The following is a 19,674-nucleotide window of genomic DNA, read 5'->3' as shown; positions in this document are numbered from 1 at the left end:
GCCGGCGCTCAGTGGTGGGCCGCGGCCGCGACCAGGCGGTCGACCGGGCGGCACAGGCCACACGGGCTGAAACCGAGCTCGACCGCCTCGTTCGCGGGCAGCGGCTCGGTGAGCCGGCCGACCAGGTGCGGGCAGTCGGCCACGTGGTAGCGCGGGCGGCCGTCCACCACCACGACCTCGGCGTCGAGGCGGGCCACCAGCACGGCGTCGGCGGGACGGACCGCCTGGGGCAGCGGCTCGTCGTCCGGGTCGTCGGCGTCCGGCTCGCCGAACTCGTCGGCCTCCGGCTCGACGGCGCTCTCGCCGACCGCCTCCGGGGCGCCCGGGCGGCGCCAGGACTGGTCCTCGCCGGGGCTGCGGGCGTCGCTGATCGTGGACGAGGCGACCGCGTAGTCGGCGGGGGATTCGTCCGTCAGGTGTGTTCGCGCGTCACGTGCACCGGCGGCGTACGCGTGCTCCCCGGCGCCCGGATAGACGTCCGCGCGGGCCTCTCCGGGCCCGTCGTGGAAGGCCGGTTCATCCGGCACCGGGTAGGCGGTGGGTGCCTCGTCCGCGGCGCGGCCGGCGGGAGAACCCGAGGAATCCTTGACATCGGCTTGATCCGCTGCGGCCCGCGGCACGTATACCTGACCGGAATCGCCGGGGACGGGGAAATCGGGCTCCGTGACCGGCGGTGCGAAGCCGACCGGATCGGTCTGCCGCATGGGGTCTGCGGCGTAGGGCGAACCGGCGGAGTAGTGCGAACCGGTGGTATCCGCTGCGGCGAAATCGCCTGCGAGCAGGTCCTCGGTCGGGGCAGAATCGTGCGCGGAGGCTGCGCCGGCACGACGCCGCGGCGCCTCCGGTTCCTCACCGCCCGGGGTTGCGTCCCGGCGGGCGGCGGCCTGGCGGACGCCGACGACCAGCGCCACCGCGGCCAGCAGGCTGGCCACGATCGAAGCTATCAGGGCGACACTCGAGCCGTTGAGCAGGCCGAGCGCCAGAAACAGCACCGCGACGAGGATGAGCAGGAAAATCGCAGGAATCATGGCTCATCCTCGTCGGGTGGGAGCGGCGCGCCGGGGAGGTCAGCGGCCCGTTTCGATGGCGTTGGAGCGGCCACCGCCGTACGAACCGGCCAGGCCGGCCGCGGCGAGACCACCGGAGCCGCCGACCGAGCGGCTGGCGTCGGCCCGGGCCATCTCGGCCTCCAGACCCTGGCCACGGCCGTCGAGGTCGCGCAGCTGGCTCTCCAGGTACGCCTTCAGACGCGTGCGGTACTCCCGCTCGAACTGCTTCAGCTCCTCGATGTGCTTCTGCAGCGCGGTCCGCTTGGCGTCCAGGCCGCCCATGGCCTCCTGGTGCCGCTGACGCGCGTCCCGCTCGAGCGCGTCCGCCTTGGCCCGGGCCTCGCGGGTGACCTCCTCGGCCTTGGAACGGGCATCGGAGAGAAGCTTGTCGGCCTCGCGGCGCGCGTCGGACACGTGGTCGTCGGCGGTGCGCTGGGCCATCATCAGGACGCGGAGCGCCTGCTGCTCGCCGTCCGCACCGGTCGGGCCGCCGCCGGGGCCGGGGCCCTGCGCGCGCACCTGCTCGAGCTCGGCCTGCATCTGGCGAGCCGCCTGCTCGGCCGCGGACTTGTCCCGCTGCACCCGGTCGAGCTGGGCCTTGAGGTCGTTGAGCTCGGCCGCGAGGCGAGGGTCGGCACCCGGGCCGGCTGGCGCGCCACCCCGACCGCCGCGCTCCACCTGGGCACGCAGCTCGTTGTTCTCCTCGATCAGACGGGCGAGCTCGCGCTCGACCTCGTCCAGGAAGGCGTCGACCTCCTCCTCGTCATACCCCCGCTTGCCGATCGGGGGCTTCTTGAAGGCGACGTTATGAACGTCGGCCGGGGTCAGCGGCATCGAAACTCCTCGGGTCAGTCGCGGCCGCGGTTGAGGCTGCTGTCTAGCTGTAGGTGTGAATCAACGGAACTAGCACGAACTCCATGAGCACGAACAGGATAACCAGCAGCACGATGGAAGCCAGGTCCAAACTCACGTTACCAATGCGCAGCGGTGGGATCACACGCCTCAACGCCCGCAGGGGTGGATCCGTGACGCTCCACACCGATTCGAGTGCGGCTGATGCCCCCCGTCCGGGCTGCCATCGGCGTCCGTACTGGAGTACCGCACCCAGCACGAACCTGGCCAGCAGCACCAGGAAGAAGAGGTACAGCAACAGATAGAGGATTTGGAACACGATCGACAGCACGTCCGGCGGATCCCTCGTTCGGGTCAACTCTGAGTGAAGAAGCCACCCTCAGCGATCTTGGCCTTGTCCTCCGCGGTGACCTGGACATTCGCCGGTGAGAGCAGGAAAACCCGGTTGGTCACGCGCTCGATCGTACCCCTCAGGCCAAACGCCAGCCCGGCGGCGAAGTCGACCAGACGGCGGGCGTCGGACTCATCCATCTCGGTGAGGTTGATGATCACGGGAACACCGTCCCGGAAGTGCTCGCCGATGGTCCGCGCCTCCCGGTACGTGGTCGGGTGCAGCGTGGTGATCTGGTACCGCTGCTCCTCCTCGACCAGGCGCTGGTGAACCTGCTGCTGGTGCACCGGGGGCTGCGGCGCGAGCGCCAGGTTCTCACGGGTGGAGTACGTCATCGCCGAGGACTGCTCGGGCGCGCTCGGACGGGTGATGGAGCGCACCCGGGAGCTCTCCATCCGCTCGTCCTCGGCCCGGTCCAGGTCGGCACGGGCCGACGCGACCCGGTCGCTCAGCCGCCCGCCGCGGTCGCGGTCGCCACGGTCGCGCTCCGACCGGTCGATCCGGGAGCGCGGGACGGTGCGCTCCTCCTCGACGTCGTCCTCGTCACCGAACTCGTCGGCGTACCGGTCGCTGGAGTAACGGTCGCGATCGCGCTCTCGGTCACGCCCCCCGCGGTAGGAGCTCTCCCGGTAGTTGCGGTCGTCGTACCCGCGGTCGTCGTCCTCCTCGACGAGACCCAGCCACACGCCGGCCTTTCGGAAAGCGCTCATGCCGGTACCCCGTCCTGCCGAGACTCCATGCCCCCACCTCCGTCCGCTGTGCGGCGCGCGCCCCCTCTGGCGCACCGCTGACCCCCCTCGCGGGCTGACCACCGGTCCGATGCGGACCGGCACCCGCTGCGACGCTGCGTCGTCGGACGCAACGGCCGCCGGTGGTGGCGCGTCGCGTAAAACAACACCTGTGTAGTTTGCTGCCCGCCGCAAGGCTACCGCAGCGAGTTTCGCATCCCGAGTAAAGATGTACCGATCCGTACGTGTGTCGCCCCGTGCCGCACCGCGGCCTCCAGGTCGCCACTCATGCCGGCCGAAATCGTTGTGGCGCCCGGGTATCGGCCGGCCACCTGTCCGGCGAGGACGGCGAGCCGCTCGAAGGCCCGGTCCGGTTCCCAGCCGACCGGCGCGACCGCCATCAGACCACCGAGCCGGAGACCGTCCGATGAGGCCACGGCCTCGCATACCCGGTGAAGATCGTTCTCAATCACGCCACCGCGGGCGGGATCGCCGTCGATGCTGACCTGGATCAGCGCCTCCAGCGGCTCGGCCCGGCCCGCGGCCGCCTTCGCCAGCGCCGCGACCAGGCGCTCCGAGTCGACGGACTCGACCACATCGGCGTACGCCGCGACCGACTTCGCCTTGTTCCGCTGGAGCTGACCGACGAAGTGCCAGCGCAGCCGGACCCCGGCGGCCCGCACCTCGGCCGCCTTGGGGCCCGCGTCCTGGTCCTTGTTCTCGCCGACGTCGGTGACGCCGAGCCCGGCGAGCAACAGCACGTCGCTCGCCGGGTAGGTCTTGGTCACCGCGGTCAGGGTGACCGCGCCGGGCGGCCGGCCGGCCGCCGCGCAGGCGGCCTCGATCCGCTCGTGCACCTGCTGAAGATTGGCGGCGAGCTCGGCCCGCCGCCCTTCGTCGTCAACCATGAAGGAGGGTCAGGACCCGTTCTTGAGGAAGTCCGGCACGTCGACGTCGTCGAAGAGCACCCGGCGCGGCGGCGGGGTGGTGCTGACCGGGGGCGGGGTGGTGACCGGGGCCGACGGCGCCGCGGGCACCGCGGGCGGGGTGGCGGGCGCCGGCACCTTGCGGACCGGCTCGGACGGCTTGTACGAGGGCGCGCCCCCGTCGAAGCCCGCCGCGATCACGGTGACCCGCACCTCGTCGCCGAGCGCGTCGTCGATCACCGCACCGAAGATGATGTTCGCGTCCGGGTGGGCCGCGTCGGTGACCAGCTGCGCCGCGTCGTTGATCTCGAACAGGCCGAGGTCCGAGCCGCCGGCGATGGAGAGCAGCACGCCGCGCGCGCCGTCCATGCTCTGCTCGAGCAGCGGGCTGGAGATCGCCTTCTCGGCCGCCTCGACCGCGCGGTTGTCGCCGCGGGCGCTGCCGATGCCCATCAGGGCGCTGCCCGCACCGCTCATCACGCTCTTGACGTCGGCGAAGTCCAGGTTGATCAGACCCGGCGTGGTGATCAGGTCGGTGATGCCCTGGACGCCGGAGAGGAGTACCTGGTCGGCCTGGCGGAACGCGTCCATCATGCTGATGCCGCGGTCGCCGAGCGCCAGCAGCCGGTCGTTCGGGATCACGATCAGCGTGTCGCACTGGTTGCGCAGCTCGTCGATGCCCGCCTCGGCCTGGACCTGGCGGCGCTTGCCCTCGAAGGAGAACGGCCGGGTGACCACGCCGATGGTCAGCGCGCCGAGCTTGCGGGCGATGTTCGCCACCACGGGCGCGCCGCCGGTGCCGGTACCGCCGCCCTCGCCACAGGTCACGAAGACCATGTCGGCGCCCTTGAGCACCTCCTCGATCTCGTCGCGGTGGTCCTCGGCGGCGTTCTTGCCGACCTCGGGCTGCGCGCCGGCACCGAGGCCCCGGGTCAGCTCGCGGCCGACGTCCAGCTTCACATCGGCATCGCTCATCAGCAGGGCCTGGGCATCGGTGTTGATCGCGATGAACTCGACGCCCTTGAGCCCTACCTCGATCATGCGGTTCACGGCGTTCACGCCGCCACCGCCGATGCCGACGACCTTGATGACCGCAAGGTAGTTGTGCGGAGGTGTCATCGGGCTCAGCCTTCCCTTCAGGGGTTTGCGGATGTCGTGGACCGCACTGCGACATCCACTCCGTACAAGGGAGGGCGAGGAAACCCTCACCCTCTACTAGAGGTTTAGAGTTATGTCAACCACTCCAACCTCTCGACGCAACGTAAGCGGACTTCTCGCCTCAACCAAAGACCCGGGACGGCGTGTCGCGTCCGCTTACGAGGTGAGAATCCGACTCACCCGTAACCTCAGCCCTAATATTACGTTCGTGGTGATTCACGTATTTGGTCCGGCTTGTTACCGGGCTACCGGATGGTCACCACGGTCGTCGCGCTGACGTCGATCTCGTCGCCCTTCTGCTTCAGCAGGGCCGTGGCGACCTCGCTCTTCTTGGCGCTGTCGGTGTCGTCGCCCCAGATCACCACCCGGCCCTTGCGCAACTCCAGGCGGATCTGCACCGGCGAGGCGACCGAGATCGCGATCAGCTGCTCGCGCAGATCGTCGCTGAGCGCGGCGAGCACGGTCAGCGCCGAGCCGGTGTTCTCGTCGTCCCGCCCCGGCGTCGCCAGCCGGGCCAGCGGCAGGCCGTCCGGCTGCTCGGCGACCGTACGGAACGGCACGCCCTCGCCGTCGATCAGCGTGAACCGCGTCCCGGCCGGCACCGCGGCCACCGGGGTGCGCTCCACCACCTCGATCATCAGGGTGCCCGGCCAGCGCCGGCTCACCGCGACCCGGTCCACCGGGGGCAGCGCGCGGATCCGGGCACCGACCCGGTCCAGGTCGACCCCGGCCAGCGGGCGGCCCTCCTGCACCGCGGCGGCGGCGCGCACCTGGTCGGCGGTGAGCACCTGGACGCCGACCACCTCGACGTTCCGGACACCGAGCACCGAGGTGCCGTAGACCAGCCAGGTCAGCACGCCGGCGACCAGCAGCACCCCGGCGCCGACGGCCCAGGGCATGGCCGCGCGCAGGCGGCGCTGGCGGGCCCGGGCCATGAACCGCCGTGCGGACGGCGGGACCGCGTCGGTGTCGGCGCGGACCAGCCGCCAGTTGCGCGTACCGCCGGCGGCCACCGGGTCAGCCCGCGAGGTCCGGGCGGCGGTCGGCCTCGGCGAGCGCGGCGAGCAGTTCGTCGCCCATCAGCGAGATCGGCGGGGCGCCCATGGTCACCACGACGTCGCCGGGACGGCTGCGGCGGACCACCTCGGCGGGCACGTCCTCCCAGTCCGGCACGAAGACCTTGTGCTCGGCGGGCAGGTCGATCGCGGCGGTCAGCGCGAGGCCGCCCTCGCCGGGGCCGCGGGTCTCGCCCGGGCCGAAGACCTCCATCACGATCGCCTGGTCGGCCAGGGCCAGCCCCTCGGCCAGCTCGGCCTGCAGGTCGCGGGTGCGGTACACCCGGTACGGCTGGAAGACCACCAGCAGACGACCGTCGCCGGCCACCTCGCGCAGCGTCCGGAGCGCCGCCAGCACCGAGGTCGGGTGGTACGCGTACTCGTCGTACACCCGGACGCCGGCCGCGATGCCCTTGCGCTCGAACCGGCGGCGGACCCCCGGGAACGACGCCAGCGCCTCGCGGATCTTGTCCAGCGGCAGGCCCAGCTTGATCGCGGTGAGCACGGTAGCCGCACTGTTCAGGCCCATGTGCTTGCCGGGCAGCGCGAGCTTGAACTCGCCCAGCCGCTCGCCGTCGAGTTCGGCGGTGAAGCGGACGCCGCTGACCGAGGTCACCACGTCGCTGATCCGCAGGTCGGCGCCCTCGGATTCGCCGTACGTGAAAACGGTCTTGCCCTGGCTCTTCAGCCCGGCGATGAGTTCCTCGGTGCCGGGGCCGTCGGCGCAGGTCACCACGAAGCCGTCGGCGAGCCCGCCGAACTCCAGGAAGCCCGCCTTGAGCGTCTCGAGGTCACCCCAGTTGTTGAGGTGGTCGCCCTCGATGTTCGTGATGATCGCGACGTGCGGCCGGTAGATCAGGAACGAGCGGTCGTGCTCGTCCGCCTCGGCCACGAAGTGCGGCCCGGTGCCGTGGTGGCCGTTGGAGCCGGCCGCGGACATCTCGCCGCCGATCACGAAGGACGGGTCCTGCCCGGCGTGCTGCAGGATCACCGTCATGATCGACGTGGTGGTGGTCTTGCCGTGCGTGCCGGCCACCGCGATGGTCTGCCGGTCGGTCATCGCCGCGGCGAGCGCCTCCGAACGGTGCAGCACGCGCAGCCCGCGGCGGCGCGCCTCGACCATCTCCACGTGGTCCCGCGGGATCGCGGTGGAGTAGACGACCGTGTCGACCCCGTCCAGGTTCGAGGCCTCGTGGGCCATGTGCACCGTGCCGCCGAGCGCGCGCAGCGCCGCCAGCGCGGGCCACTCCCGCAGCTCGCTGCCGGAGACCGGGACGCCACGGGTCAGCAGCAGGCGGGCCAGGCCGGCCATGCCGACCCCGCCGATGCCGATCAGGTGCACGCTGCCCAGGTCCTCGGCGGTCATCTCGCCGGCCGGCGTCAGCTCCGCCGTGTTCACCACTCGTCTCCCTCAGTCACTGTGTCCGCGAGCAATCCGCCCGCGAACAATGTGTCCGCGAACAATGCGCCCGCGAGCCCGTTCCACCGGCTCCCGGGCCTCATCGGCCCGCCGCTTCGAGAACGAACCGCAGCAGTTGCTCGTCACCGTCGCGCCGGCCGTACTGGCCCGCGGCGGCACCCATGTGCGCCAGCCGTTGCCGGTCCCGGGCGAGCGGGATGATGTTCCGTTCGATCCAGTCCGGGGTCAGCTCGCTGTTGTCGACCAGCAGCCCGCCGCCCGCCTCCACCACGGGCAGCGCGTTGCGGCGCTGCTCCTGGTTCGAGAACGGGTAGGGCACGTAGATCGCCGGCATGCCGAGCGCGGTCGTCTCGGCCACCGTGATCGCGCCGCCCCGGCAGAGCATCAGGTCGGCGGCAGCGTATCCGAGCTGCATGTCCGACAGGTAGGGCACGACGACATAGGGCACCGGCAGGTCGTTCGGCACGTCGAACGGGTCGTTGCGCCCGCCCTGGACGTGCAGCACCTGGATGCCGGCGTGGGCCAGTCGCTTGGCCGCGGCGGCGACCGCGAGATTGATCGTACGGGCCCCGGAGGACCCGCCGGAGACGAAGAGCACCGGCAGATCGGGGCGCAGGCCGAAGTGGTACAGAGCCTGGGGACGCAGCGCCGGGCGGTCCATGTGGGTGATCCCGGTCCGCAGCGGCACGCCGACCAGCCGGGCGTTGCGCAACGACTCGGCCTGCTCCAGCTGGTGCGGGAAGCCGACCGCGATGCGCTTGGTGAACTTCATGCCCATCCGGTTCGCGACGCCCGGCGGCACGTTCACCTCGTGGATCACGATGGGCAGCTCGCGGCGCCAGGCGGCCAGGTACGCCGGGACCGACACGTACCCGCCGAAGCCGACCACCACCTCGGCGCCCACCTCGTCGATGATCTCGCCGGCCGCCGCCGCGGACTTGTACATCCGGTCCGGGGTGCGCAGCAGATCGAGGTTGAGCGCCCGGGGCAGCTGGAACGCCGGGATCACCCGCAGGTCGTAGCCGGCCGCCGGGATGAGCGTGTTCTCCATCCCCTTGGGGCTGCCCAGCGTGGTGATCCTGATCTCCGGGAAGTGGCGCCGCAGGGCATCGGCGAAGGCGAGCAGCGGATAGATGTGGCCACCGGTGCCTCCTCCGGCGAGCACTACCGACCGCAGCGGAACCATCACCGTCTCCCTTCGCCCCCCGCACCAGCAGGTGTCCGATTACCTGGCCTCTTCTGCGCAGGCGGACGCGGCTGTGCCGGCCGCCGCGCGGGGGGAATCGGCGGCAGCGGGGCCCAGACTAGTCGCACCCATCGAGGCGTCGGACGGGCGTTCAGGGCTCGGGCCGCGTCGGGCTCCGCGCGGGCGAACGACGCCAGCATGCCGATCGCCGCCAGGGTCACCACGAGGGCGCTGCCACCAGCGGAGATGAACGGCAGCGGGATGCCGGTGATGGGGAGCAGGCCGACCACCACGCCCATGTTGATCGCCGCCTGGGTCACCAGCCACGTGGTGATCGCGGTGGCGGCGTACCGGCGGAACGGGTCGGCGGAGCGACGGGCGATCCGGAACCCGGTGTACGCCAGGACCGAGAGCAGTCCCAGCACCACCATGCAGCCGACCACCCCGAGCTCCTCGGCGACCACCGCGAAGATGAAGTCGTTCTCCGCCTCGGGCAACCAGTTCCACTTCAGCGCGCCCTTGCCCAGGCCCACCCCGAACCAGCCGCCCTCGAAGATCGCCGAGCGGCTCTGGATCAGCTGGTAGCAGGGTCCGTTGAGGTCGCACTGGTCCAGCGGGGTGAGGAACGCGGTGAGGCGCTCCAGGCGGTAGTTGGGCTCGCCCTCGGCACCCGATCCGGCGCCCCGGGAGGCGGCGGCGACCAGCAGCGCGAAGCCCGCGGCGCCGAGCACGCCGAGCGCGGAGAAGACCCGCAGGCGCACCCCGGCGGTCCAGAGCAGGCCGACGATCAGCGCCACCAGGACCAGCATGGTGCCCAGGTCGTTGTAGCCGACCAGGACGAAGAGCAGGCCGATCATCGGGAAGAGCGGCATCGCCAGTTCCCGCCAGTGCCCCAGGGCCGGGCCCTTGCGCGCGATCACGTCGGCGCCCCAGAGCACCATGCCGAGCTTGGCCAGCTCGGAGGGCTGGATGCTGACCGGGCCGAGGTAGAGCCAGAGCAGGTTGGCCGAGACCGGGCCGATCTCCGCCGCGCTGAGCAGGCCGACCTTCTTCATCAGCCCGAGCGCGTCGAGGACGCAGAGCAGCACGATCGCGATGCCCAGGATGTACTTGCCGAGGGTGCGCAGGGTCAGCGCGGGCAGCCGCTGGCAGACCCAGAACGCGACCAGGCCGAGCAGGGCGTAGACCGCCTGGCCGGAGATGGCCGAGAACGCGTTGCCGTTCTCGGCGTACGCCTTCACGCTGGTCGCCGAGAAGACCATCGTCAGGCCGATCAGCAGCAGCATGCCCGAGCTGGCGATCAGCAGGTAGTACGACGAGAGGGGGCGCGCCAGCAGCCCGTGCACCGCGGGCAGGAACTGCCGGCTCAGTGACGGGCGGTCCTTCTGGGTACGGTCGTCCGCCATAGCCCCATCATCGTCGGGTGTCCACGACTCGCCCCTCACCGCGGGGGGCGTGTCGCGTGAGAGTTAGCCCATGGCCGCCAGATGGTCGCTGTAGAAGAGACCGAGGCCGATCGCCGCGCAGATCCCCGCGATGATCCAGAACCGGACCACGATGTTGACCTCGCTCCACCCGGCCAGCTCGAAGTGGTGCTGGAGGGGTGCCATCCGGAACACCCGCTTACCGGTGCTCTTGAACGAGATGATCTGGATGACCACGGACATCGTGATCACCACGAAGAGACCGCCGATGATCACCGAGAGCAGGGTGGTCCGGGTGGCCACGGCGAGACCGCCGATCAGGCCGCCCAGGCCGAGCGCACCGGTGTCGCCCATGAAGATCCGGGCCGGGTTGGTGTTCCACCAGAGGAAGCCGACACAGGCCGCCGCGGCCGCCGCGGCGATCATCGCGATCTCCAGCGGGTCGCGGACCTGGTAGCAGTGCAGCTCGGTCAGGTGGTTGGTGGCCCGGTAGTCGTCGTCACCGCACCAGTGCCGGTACTGCCAGAAGCCGATCAGCGAGTACGCCCCGAGGACCAGGATCGACGCGCCGGTGGCGAGGCCGTCGAGACCGTCGGTGAGGTTCACGCCGTTCGACATCGCCATGATCACGAAGACGAAGACCATCACCGAGCCGACCTTGCCGACGTCCAGCCAGCTCACGTCCCGGATGAACGAGATGTGCTCGCTCGCCACGGTCTGGCCGTTGGTGCTTGGCACGTAGAGGGCCGCGATGCCGAACGCCGCGCCGACCAGCAACTGGCCGAGCAGCTTGCCCTTGGCGGAGAGGCCGTCCGAGTTGCGCTTGCGGACCTTCAGGAAGTCGTCCAGGAAGCCGATGGCGCCGCAGAAGACGAAGAGGCCGAGCAGGACCAGCGCGGTCATGGTCGGCTTCTCCTGGGCGATCTGCCGGTCCGGCAGGGTGGTCAGCGCCAGGTGCCCGGCCACGTACGCGAAGAGGGTGGCGATGATGAACGCCACCCCGCCCATCGTCGGGGTGCCCTTCTTGCCCATGTGGGTGGCGGGACCGATGGTGCGGATCGGCTGACCGGCCTTGAGGGCCGAGAAGACGCGGATCGCGATCGGGGTGCCGAACAGCGAGATCAGGAAGGCGACCGCGGCCGCGACGATGACTGCCCTCACGGGGCTAAACCTCCTCGGAACGCAGCCAGTCGGCCACATCCCACGTCCGGTAGCGGGAACCCTTGACCAGCACGACGTCGTCGGCGCGCAGGTCGGCCTGGAGAATCGCGATCGCGGCGGCCTGGTCGGCGGCGGCGTGCGCGGCACCCGGCCAGTCCGCCACCGCACCGGCGCCGTCCAGGATCGGGTGGGCGTTCTCGGCCACCGCGATCAGCCGGTCCACCCCGAGCGTGGCGGCGAGGCGGCCCGTCTCGGCGTGACCCGCGACCTCCTGGTCGCCGAGCTCGGCCATGTAGCCGAGCACCGCGGTGGTGCGCCGCCCCTCGCCCATCGCGGCGAGCGCGTGCAGCGCCGCGGCGGTCGAGGAGGGGTTGGCGTTGTACGAGTCGTCGATGACGGTCACGCCGTCCGGGCGGGTGAAGACGTCCATCCGCCGCTCGGAGACGATACCGACCTCGCCGAGCGCGGTGACCAGGTCCGCGAAGGCCATCCCGGCGGTGAGCGCCACCGCCGCGGCGGCGAGGGTGTTCGCGACTTGATGCCGCCCCGCGACGCCCAGCCGGACATGTCCGGTTTTATCGCCAGAAACAAGGTCGAAGGATGCCCTGCCGGAAGAATCAACGGAAACCGATGCCGCTCGCACATCGGCGTCCCCCGCCTCACCCGTGAAGATCACCCTGGCCCGGGTACGCGAGGACATCCCCGCGACCAGGGCGTCGTCGGCGTTCAGGATGGCGACTCCGGAAGGGGCGAGCGCCTCGACCATCTCGCCCTTGGCCAGCGCGGTCCCCTCGACCGACCCGAACTCGCCGATGTGCGCCGCCCCGACGTTGAGGACGAGGCCGATCGACGGGCGGGCTATCTCGGTCAGGTACCGGATGTGCCCGACCCCGCGGGCGCCCATCTCCAGCACCAGGAAGCGGGTCTTCTCGTCCGCCAGCAGCACCGTGTACGGGAACCCGAGCTCGTTGTTGAGCGAACCCTTCGGTGCCACCGTCGGCCCGAGGCGGGACAGCAGCTGACCGATGTAGTCCTTGGTGGTGGTCTTGCCGGACGAGCCGGTCAGCCCGACGACGGTCAGGTCGGGGAGCCGCTCCAGCACGGCGTGCGCCAGCGTGGCGAGCGCGGCCAGCTGCTCCTCGACCACGACGCCCGGCTGCCCGGTGTCGCGGGTGCCGAGCACCGCCGCCGCGCCGCCCGCGATCACCGCCGCGGCGTAGTCGTGGCCGTCCACCTTCTCACCGGCGAAGGCGACGAAGAGCCCGCCCGGGCCGACCTTGCGGGAGTCGTACTCCACGGTGCCGGTGACCTCGGCCGACGGGTCGGCGTTCACCACCCGCCCACCGGTGATCGCGGCGATCTCCCCCAGCGACAGACGGATCACGAGCGCTCCTCCAGTGCCGCGGCCAGCTCGATCCGGTCGTCGAACGGCAGCACCTGGCCGTTCACCTCCTGACCCTGTTCGTTGCCCTTGCCCAGGACGGCGATGACGTCGCCGGCCGACGCGAGACGGACCGCCTCGTCGATCGCCGCCCGGCGACCGGCGATCTCGACGGTCTTTCCCGCGGCGCCCGCCTCTTCAGCGCCCCGGTGCACCGCCGCGCGTACCGAGGAAGGGTCTTCGGTCCTGGGGTTGTCATCCGTGACGATCACCAGGTCGGCGCCGTGTGCCGCGGCCGCACCCATCAGTGGGCGCTTGCCCTTGTCGCGGTCGCCGCCGGCACCGATCACGCAGATCAGGCGGCCGCCGCGCGCGGTCGCGAGCTCGCGGAGCGCGGCCAGGGCGGCGACGATCGCGTTCGGCTTGTGGGCGTAGTCGACCACGCCGAGGATCTCGCCGGGCGACGCGACCTGCTCCAGGCGGCCGGGGACACCCTTGCACGCGGCGATCCCGGCGCCCGCGACCTGCGGATCGATCCCGGTCGCGACCAGCAGGGCGAGGGCGAGCAGCGCGTTGGCGACGTTGTGCAGGCCGGGCAGCGCGACGCCGGTCTCGACGGTCACGCCGTCCGGCCCGTGCGCCGTGAAGACCTGGCCGTAGGAAGAGGGCCGCACATCCGACGCCCACCAGCTTGCCGAAGTATCCCCCGAAGCGGAATAAGTCAACATTTCGGGTGAGAAAAGCGACATAACTGCTGGATCGTCGTGATTCAACACGCCGACCTCACTCCGGCCGTCGAAGAGCCGGGCCTTGGCCGCGAAGTACTCCTCCGACGACGGATGGAAATCGAGGTGGTCCTGACCGAAATTGGTGTACCCACCGGCGGCGAAGCGGATCCCGTCGGCCCGGCCCATCACCAGCGCGTGGCTGGAGACCTCCATGACCACCGCGGAGACCCCGCGCTCCACCCCGTGGGCCAGGATCGCCTGCAGGTCGGTCGCCTCCGGCGTGGTGCGCACGCTCTTGACCACCAGGTCGCCGAGCCGCGTCTCCACCGTGCCGACCAGGCCGGTGATCCGCCCGGCCGCCCGCAGACCCGCCTCCACCAGGTACGACGTCGAGGTCTTCCCCGCCGTCCCCGTGATGCCGATCATGGTGAGCCGACGGGACGGGTCGCCGTAGACCGCCGCCGAGGCCGCGCCGAGCACCGCGCGGGGATCCTCGGCGACCAGCACCGGCAGCCCGGCGGACTCCGCCCTCTCCCGGCCGGCCGGATCGGTCAGCACGGCGACGGCGCCCGAGCGCGCGGCGTCGTCGATGAATTCGGCGCCGTGCCGGTTGGCTCCGGGCAGCGCCGCGTACAGGTCGCCGGGACGCACCGCAGAACTACTGTGCGTGATGCCGGTGACCGATACGTCGGCACCGCCGAGCGTTGCCGGTAATAACGCGCTGAGCCGCGTCAATGACAGCGGCGCGACCGTCTCGGGTCGTGGAATGCCGGACACGGCGTCAGACCCTACCCCGTGCCGCACAGGTTCCGTTCAACGCCATGCGGAGACGCTCACGGATGGATCTTGAACGTCGGGGCCTTCGTGCCGGAAGGTAGCACACGGTAATGGAGCAGGGCATAGTTCATCATCTGCTGGAAGGCCGGTGCGGCCACCTCACCGCCGGTGCCGGTGGCGACGTCCATCGAGACCGCGATCACGAACTGCGGGTTCTCGGCGGGCGCCATACCCACGAACGAGCTGGCGTTGTGGCTGGTGTACTGCCCGTCGACCAGCATCTTCCCGGTGCCGGTCTTGCCCGCGACCCGATAGCCCTGGATGGCCGCCGCGGTGCCGGTGCCCTCACCGTCCTCGACCACCGCCTCCAGCAGCTCGCGCAGATCGGAGGCGACCTTCGTGTCCAGGACCCGGTGCGTCTCGGGCGCGGCGGCCGCGGTGACCTTCCCGTCGGCGCCGGAGATGGTCGCCTTGATCAGGTGCGGCTGGATGTAGACGCCGTCGTTGGCGATCGCGCCGTACCCGGCCGCCATCTGCACCAGCGTCGCCGAGACACTGTGGCCGATCGGCACCGAGCCGTACGCCGAGCCGCTCCAGTCCTCCGGCTTCAACAGCTCGCCCGCGGACTCGCCGGGCATGCCCTCGTTGGTCTTCTGTCCCAGCCCGAACTTCTGCTGGTACTCGTAGATCTTCTCCTTGCCGAGCATGTCGCCGATCTCGATGGTGCCCACGTTGGACGAGTACGCCAGCAGCCCGGCCAGGGTCAGCTTGGTGCCCTTGGCCTGCTGGTGACTGTCCTTGAAGACGGTGTCGCCCTTCTTGATCGCCGGACCGACGGTGATCGCCGAGTCCTTGTCGATCAGCCCCTCCTGCATCGCCGCGCCCAGGATGAACGCCTTGTGACTGGAGCCGGGGTCGGTGACCACCGCGGTCGGCACGTCGATCCGGTCGGTCGGCTTCGCCGCCTGCGGCTGGGCCGCGTTGTAGCTCGGGTAGCTCGCCTGCGCGACGATCTCGCCGGTCTTCGCGTTCAGCACCACCGCGCCGGCCACCGTGGCACCCTTCTCCTCGGCCTCCGCGTCCAGGATCTGCTGTACCCGGTACTGCACCTCCTGGTCGATGGTGAGCTGCAGCGAGCTGCCCGGCTGGGCCGCGGTGTAGCTCTCGTAGCCACCGGTGATCGGCACGTTCAGGTCGCCCTTGCCGACCTCGAAGACCCGCTTGCCGTCGGTGCCGTGCAGCAGGTCGTCGTAGCGCGCCTCCAGCCCCTCCAGGCCGTGATGGTCGTCGCCGGTGAAGCCGATCAGGTTCGCCGCCAGGTCCTTGCCGGGCACGTCACGCCGCTCGTCGCTGTGCGTGTAGATGCCGGGCAGCTCCAGCGCCTCGATCTTGTCGGCCTGCGCGATGTCCACGCCACGGGCCAGGTAGCGGAACCGCAGCCAGCGCCCGAGCACCTGCTTGCGCTGCATGTTCTCGATCAGCTCGGAGGGCGCGATGCCGACCAGCGGCGCCAGCTTCGCCGCGATCCCGGCGATGTCCTTCTGCAGGTCCGCGTTCTCCGGGTCGGCGTAGATGTAGCGCGCCTCGACGCTGTGCGCCAGCACGTTGCCGTTCACGTCCAGGATGCTGCCCCGCGCGGCCGGCAACTCGACCGTGCTGAGCCGCTTCTCGCGGAGCTCCAGCAGGCTGTTCACCTCCGACGGCGAGGTCGCCACCTGCAGCACCACCAGTCGCATGCCGATGGTCACGAAGAGGGAGAGCGCCAGCACGGTTCCCAGTCGCAGCCGCCGCGTGCTGTTGGCGAGCTTGGGCGGTTCCGCCGGCACTTCCATTCTTCCGGTACGCCGTACGCCCGGCCGCCCCTCGTCAGAGGCCGACGGCCCACGGCGGCGCATCCGCGACGTACCGGTCCCGGCGCGTTCGCCCTCCCGCCGCCGATCCCGCCCGTCGTCCCGGCCCCGGACACCACGCACGCCGTCCCGAATGCTCCGCGCCCGGCCATCGCCGCCCCGCGTCCCCTCGCCACCGCGCGCCGTGTCCCGGTCACCGCGCACGCCGCCCCTGCCACGCGCACCGTCCCTACCGCCCACGCCGTCCCGGCCGTTGCCGCCACGGGCGCCGCCCCTGTCGCCGCGCGGCCCGTCCCGGTCGTCACGCGCCCCGGCCCGATCGTCGTCCCGGCCGCCGCTGTTGCGCGTGCCCGGCGCCCGGCCATCCCGGCTGCCGCCGTCCCGGCCGGTCGCGCCCTCATTGCTCTTGGACGACTTTTCCGATTTACCGGATTTTTCCGGCGAGCCTGCACCGCCGTCCGCAGCCTGATCTCCGCGAGCGCCGCGCCCCCGCCGCTGCGGCGCGACCTCACCGCCGTCGAGGACCTGGAGCGCCGGCCGGAACGGGTCGGTGTTCCGCCCGGTCCGCGGCAGCCGCCCGCGCTCGGCGACGGTCCGCCCGCGCGGCGTGTAGGCCCGCGCCTCGCCGATGCTGTTGCGCCCCCGGCGCCCGGACCCACCGGCCTGCTCGTCGGTCTCCTCGGCGGGAACGTCACGTGACGCACCGCGCCGGGGCTGACTGCCCCGGCGCGGTGTCTCGTCGTCGTCTCGCGGTGCCACGGGCTACTGCCCCGTTCCCGCGGTCTGCTGCCCGGTCGTCCCGGTGCCCACGGCCCCGGTCCCCGTGCCGGTCGCCCCGGTCGTTCCCGTCCCGGTCGTTCCCGTCCCGGTCGCGTCGGCGCCCGCCGTCGCGGTGCCCGTCGATGGCGTGTCCGCCGCGCCGGTCTCGAGCGAGTCCTGCGCCGTGACCGACACCGACCCCTTACCCGGCGTGGGGGTACGGATGATCTTGCCGTCCGGCAGCCGGATCATCGCCGGCGAGTCGGCGGCGACCAGGCCGAGCTGGCGGGCCCGCGCGGCCAGGTTGCCCGGGCTGGAGGCCTCGATCAGCTCGTCGTTCAGCTGCTGCTGCTCCTTGTCCAGGTCGGCCTGGCTCTTGCGCAGCGCGTCCAGCCGGAACGACTGCTCCATCGTCTTGGTGTTGATCAGGAGAATGCCCAGCACCCCGACGAGCACCAGCGCGATCATCCCGGCCGCGAAGGCGGCCCGGGGCGCCCGGATCGGCAGCGGCGGCGCGACCCGCAGACGCGGGGTGGCCGGCGACTCGGTCTCCACCGGGTCCAGCCGCAGCGCGGCGGTTCCCTGCACGTCGCCCCGCATCCCTGATCGGCGCGTGTCGGACTGCTCACTCTCGGTGCCGGTGAGTCGGCGCGCCCCCCGGGCGCCGGCTCCCGTGGTCCCGGCATCGCGGCTCGCCTTCCGCCCCCCGGCGGTGGTGCGCGCTGATCCCGGCCGACCCCCCGACCGCGACGCGCTGGTTCGCTCGCTCATGCTGTTCCCTCCCCCTCGTCGTTCGCCCCCGGGCGTAACCGCCCTTGTCCCCCGTGCGTTTCAACTCGGGGTTGCCTCAGTCTTCCGCCGCGGACGGGCTCAGCCATGCGAGGCCGCTCGCGAACGGTCCTCGGTCCCCTGTTGCTCGCCTGCTCCCGCTCGTCGATCCGCTCCACCGCGCGCAGCTTCACCGAGGCCGCTCGCGGGTTCTCCGCCACCTCCGCCTCGCTCGGCGGCTCCGACCCCCTGGTCAGCAGCCGCAGAGTCGGGCCCGTTCCGGGCAGTTCGACCGGCAGGTCGATCGGCCCCGTGCTGCGCGACCTCGCGGTGAGGGCGCGCTTGACGATTTTGTCCTCCAGTGATTGATAACTCATCACCACAAGTCGCCCGCCGGGCGACAAGGCGTCCAAGGCGGACGGAACAGCCGACTCGAGAACCTCGAGCTCGCCGTTCACCTCAATGCGTAGTGCTTGGAAGGACCTTTTGGCGGGATTTCCACCCGTTCGCCGCGCGGCGGCCGGGATCGCGTCCTTCACCAGCTCGGCGAGCCGGGCCGTGGACGTGATCCGTGCCTTGGCCCGCTCCCGCACGATCGACGAGACGATCCGCGGCGCGAACTTCTCGTCGCCGTACTGCCGGAGGATCCGGACGAGCTCACCCGGCTCGTACCCGTTGACGACCTCCTCGGCGGTGATCCCGCGAGTCTGGTCCATCCGCATGTCGAGGGGCGCGTCCTGCGCGTACGCGAACCCGCGGTCCGCCTCGTCCAGCTGCAGCGACGAGACGCCGAGGTCGAAGAGCCCGCCCTGGATCGACGGGATGGAGAGCTCGGCGAGGACACGGGGCAGCTCGTGGTAGACGGCGTGCACCAGGTGCATGCGCCCGGCGAACCGCTCCAGCCGGTGCCGCGCGTGGGCGAGCGCCTCGGTGTCGCGGTCCAGTCCGATCAGGACGACGTCGGGGTAGCGCTCCAGCACCGCCTCGGCGTGACCACCCATGCCCAGGGTGAAGTCGACGTGCACCGCGCCCGGCAGGCCGAGGCCCGGACCGAGCAGATCGAGGCAGCGCTCCAGCAGTACCGGAACGTGCGCACCGCGCGGCTCCCCCATGACGACCCCCACTTGCCCCACCAGCTCGCGTCTCACCCGGTTGTTCCCTCTACCGTTCCTTCCCCGGCCGCCCATCCGTACCGCCAGATCCCCATCCGCTCGTTTCCGCGACCCGGCGGCAACCGGGCCCGGACACGCGCCTGGCGCCGGGGAAGAGGCGCCAGGAGCGGGAGCGGCTGGAGATCTCGCAGTACGGCGGCAGTGGCGTCCGGGCCGTAGGAGCGGCCCCATCCGAGTGCCACGCCCTACAGTCCGCCGGGCAGCACCCCCTCCTCGATGTCGGCGAAGTCCTCTTCACTCGCCGCGAGGTAGTCGTCCCAGGACTGCTTGTCCCAGATCTCGACCCTGGTGCTGGCCCCGATCACCACGAGATCCCGCTGGAGACTCGCATACTCCCGCAGGTGGCCCGGGATGGTGACCCGGCCCTGCTTGTCGGGGACCTCGTCGTGCGCACTGGCGAAGAACACCCGGCTGTACGCCCGGGCGGCCTTGTTGGTCACCGGTGCCTCGCGAAGCTGACCGGCGATCCGCTGGAACTCCGGCATCGGGAACACGTAAAGACAGCGCTCCTGCCCCTTCGTGATCACGACACCTCCCGCCAGCTCGTCGCGGAACTTCGCCGGGAGGATCAGCCGGCCCTTCTCGTCGAGGCGCGGGGTGTGCGTGCCGAGGAACATCGGCCTGAACCCCCCTTGCCGTGGCGACCACTCCTTCGCGGAGGGAGCGTCCGCCGTTCAACTCGGGCCGGCAGGCTCCGCGGTTGAGTCCCAGGGTTCGTTCCTCGGTCCTGCCACTGTGCCCCACTCTACTCCACTTCCCTCCACCTGCAACCCGAATGCGCCCGCTTGCGAGGGCTTTTCGCGGACGTCCTCCCAGCTCACAGGCGGTGGAGCGGAGTGGAGGGCCAGACCATGATCATCAAGGTCCGCTTTCCGACATCCACCCCCAC

General features: G+C 71.2%; 17 protein-coding genes. All 17 read right to left on the bottom strand.

The window, feature by feature from the left end; all coding sequences use genetic code 11:
• Positions 1-8: 8 nt before the first annotated feature.
• Positions 9-1,028 (bottom strand): hypothetical protein, encoded by a 1,020-nt coding sequence (locus AB0M08_RS25370; RefSeq protein WP_364498031.1) that lies wholly within the window; start codon positions 1,026-1,028, stop codon positions 9-11.
• 39 nt (positions 1,029-1,067) lie between these two features.
• Positions 1,068-1,883: a DivIVA domain-containing protein gene (locus AB0M08_RS25365; RefSeq protein ID WP_364497842.1), complete on the bottom strand. Its 816-nt coding sequence runs from the start codon at positions 1,881-1,883 to the stop codon at positions 1,068-1,070.
• Positions 1,884-1,926: 43 nt separating this feature from the next.
• Positions 1,927-2,232, bottom strand: coding sequence for a YggT family protein (locus AB0M08_RS25360; RefSeq protein WP_364497840.1), 306 nt, complete (start codon positions 2,230-2,232; stop codon positions 1,927-1,929).
• 23 nt (positions 2,233-2,255) lie between these two features.
• A complete protein-coding gene (locus AB0M08_RS25355; RefSeq protein WP_364497837.1) occupies positions 2,256-3,002 on the bottom strand; it encodes a cell division protein SepF in 747 nt (248 codons plus the stop codon).
• Positions 3,003-3,217: 215 nt separating this feature from the next.
• Positions 3,218-3,928 (bottom strand): YggS family pyridoxal phosphate-dependent enzyme, encoded by a 711-nt coding sequence (locus AB0M08_RS25350; protein ID WP_364497835.1) that lies wholly within the window; start codon positions 3,926-3,928, stop codon positions 3,218-3,220.
• 9 nt (positions 3,929-3,937) lie between these two features.
• Positions 3,938-5,065 carry a cell division protein FtsZ gene (gene ftsZ, locus AB0M08_RS25345; protein ID WP_364497832.1) on the bottom strand — a complete coding sequence of 376 codons (1,128 nt, stop codon included), beginning with the start codon at positions 5,063-5,065 and terminating at the stop codon, positions 3,938-3,940.
• A gap of 284 nt (positions 5,066-5,349) precedes the next feature.
• The gene (locus tag AB0M08_RS25340) at positions 5,350-6,117 is read right to left on the bottom strand and encodes an FtsQ-type POTRA domain-containing protein (RefSeq protein WP_364497829.1); all 768 of its coding nucleotides are present in this window, start codon (positions 6,115-6,117) and stop codon (positions 5,350-5,352) included.
• A gap of 4 nt (positions 6,118-6,121) precedes the next feature.
• The gene (gene murC / locus AB0M08_RS25335) at positions 6,122-7,525 is read right to left on the bottom strand and encodes a UDP-N-acetylmuramate--L-alanine ligase (protein WP_364498025.1); all 1,404 of its coding nucleotides are present in this window, start codon (positions 7,523-7,525) and stop codon (positions 6,122-6,124) included.
• 133 nt (positions 7,526-7,658) lie between these two features.
• Positions 7,659-8,765 carry an undecaprenyldiphospho-muramoylpentapeptide beta-N-acetylglucosaminyltransferase gene (gene murG / locus AB0M08_RS25330; RefSeq protein WP_364497826.1) on the bottom strand — a complete coding sequence of 369 codons (1,107 nt, stop codon included), beginning with the start codon at positions 8,763-8,765 and terminating at the stop codon, positions 7,659-7,661.
• Positions 8,765-10,171, bottom strand: a complete 1,407-nt coding sequence (locus AB0M08_RS25325) for a putative peptidoglycan glycosyltransferase FtsW (protein WP_364497823.1) — start codon at positions 10,169-10,171, stop codon at positions 8,765-8,767. Before AB0M08_RS25325 ends, murG begins: the two co-directional genes overlap by 1 nt.
• Before the next feature lie 63 nt (positions 10,172-10,234).
• Positions 10,235-11,350, bottom strand: a complete 1,116-nt coding sequence (mraY, locus tag AB0M08_RS25320; protein ID WP_364497820.1) for a phospho-N-acetylmuramoyl-pentapeptide-transferase — start codon at positions 11,348-11,350, stop codon at positions 10,235-10,237.
• A 4-nt stretch (positions 11,351-11,354) separates the two neighbouring features.
• Positions 11,355-12,734, bottom strand: a complete 1,380-nt coding sequence (murF, locus tag AB0M08_RS25315; RefSeq protein ID WP_364497817.1) for a UDP-N-acetylmuramoyl-tripeptide--D-alanyl-D-alanine ligase — start codon at positions 12,732-12,734, stop codon at positions 11,355-11,357.
• Positions 12,731-14,200, bottom strand: a complete 1,470-nt coding sequence (locus AB0M08_RS25310; RefSeq protein ID WP_364498022.1) for a UDP-N-acetylmuramoyl-L-alanyl-D-glutamate--2,6-diaminopimelate ligase — start codon at positions 14,198-14,200, stop codon at positions 12,731-12,733. Before AB0M08_RS25310 ends, murF begins: the two co-directional genes overlap by 4 nt.
• Positions 14,201-14,292: 92 nt before the next feature.
• On the bottom strand, positions 14,293-16,845 hold the full coding sequence (locus AB0M08_RS25305) for a penicillin-binding protein 2 (RefSeq protein WP_364497814.1): 2,553 nt from the start codon (positions 16,843-16,845) through the stop codon (positions 14,293-14,295).
• Between the two features lie 3 nt (positions 16,846-16,848).
• Positions 16,849-17,433 (bottom strand): hypothetical protein, encoded by a 585-nt coding sequence (locus AB0M08_RS25300; protein ID WP_364497811.1) that lies wholly within the window; start codon positions 17,431-17,433, stop codon positions 16,849-16,851.
• Positions 17,434-17,612: 179 nt separating this feature from the next.
• The gene (gene rsmH, locus AB0M08_RS25295) at positions 17,613-18,737 is read right to left on the bottom strand and encodes a 16S rRNA (cytosine(1402)-N(4))-methyltransferase RsmH (protein WP_364497808.1); all 1,125 of its coding nucleotides are present in this window, start codon (positions 18,735-18,737) and stop codon (positions 17,613-17,615) included.
• 233 nt (positions 18,738-18,970) lie between these two features.
• Positions 18,971-19,402, bottom strand: a complete 432-nt coding sequence (gene mraZ / locus AB0M08_RS25290; protein WP_364497805.1) for a division/cell wall cluster transcriptional repressor MraZ — start codon at positions 19,400-19,402, stop codon at positions 18,971-18,973.
• Positions 19,403-19,674: the final 272 nt, after the last annotated feature.

The sequence above is a fragment of the Actinoplanes sp. NPDC051851 genome (genome assembly GCF_040681165.1).
In the GTDB taxonomy this organism is placed as follows: Bacteria; Actinomycetota; Actinomycetes; order Mycobacteriales; family Micromonosporaceae; genus Actinoplanes.
The sequence above is the reverse complement of the archived record's forward strand: the minus strand, read 5'-3'. Positions and strand labels throughout refer to the sequence as shown.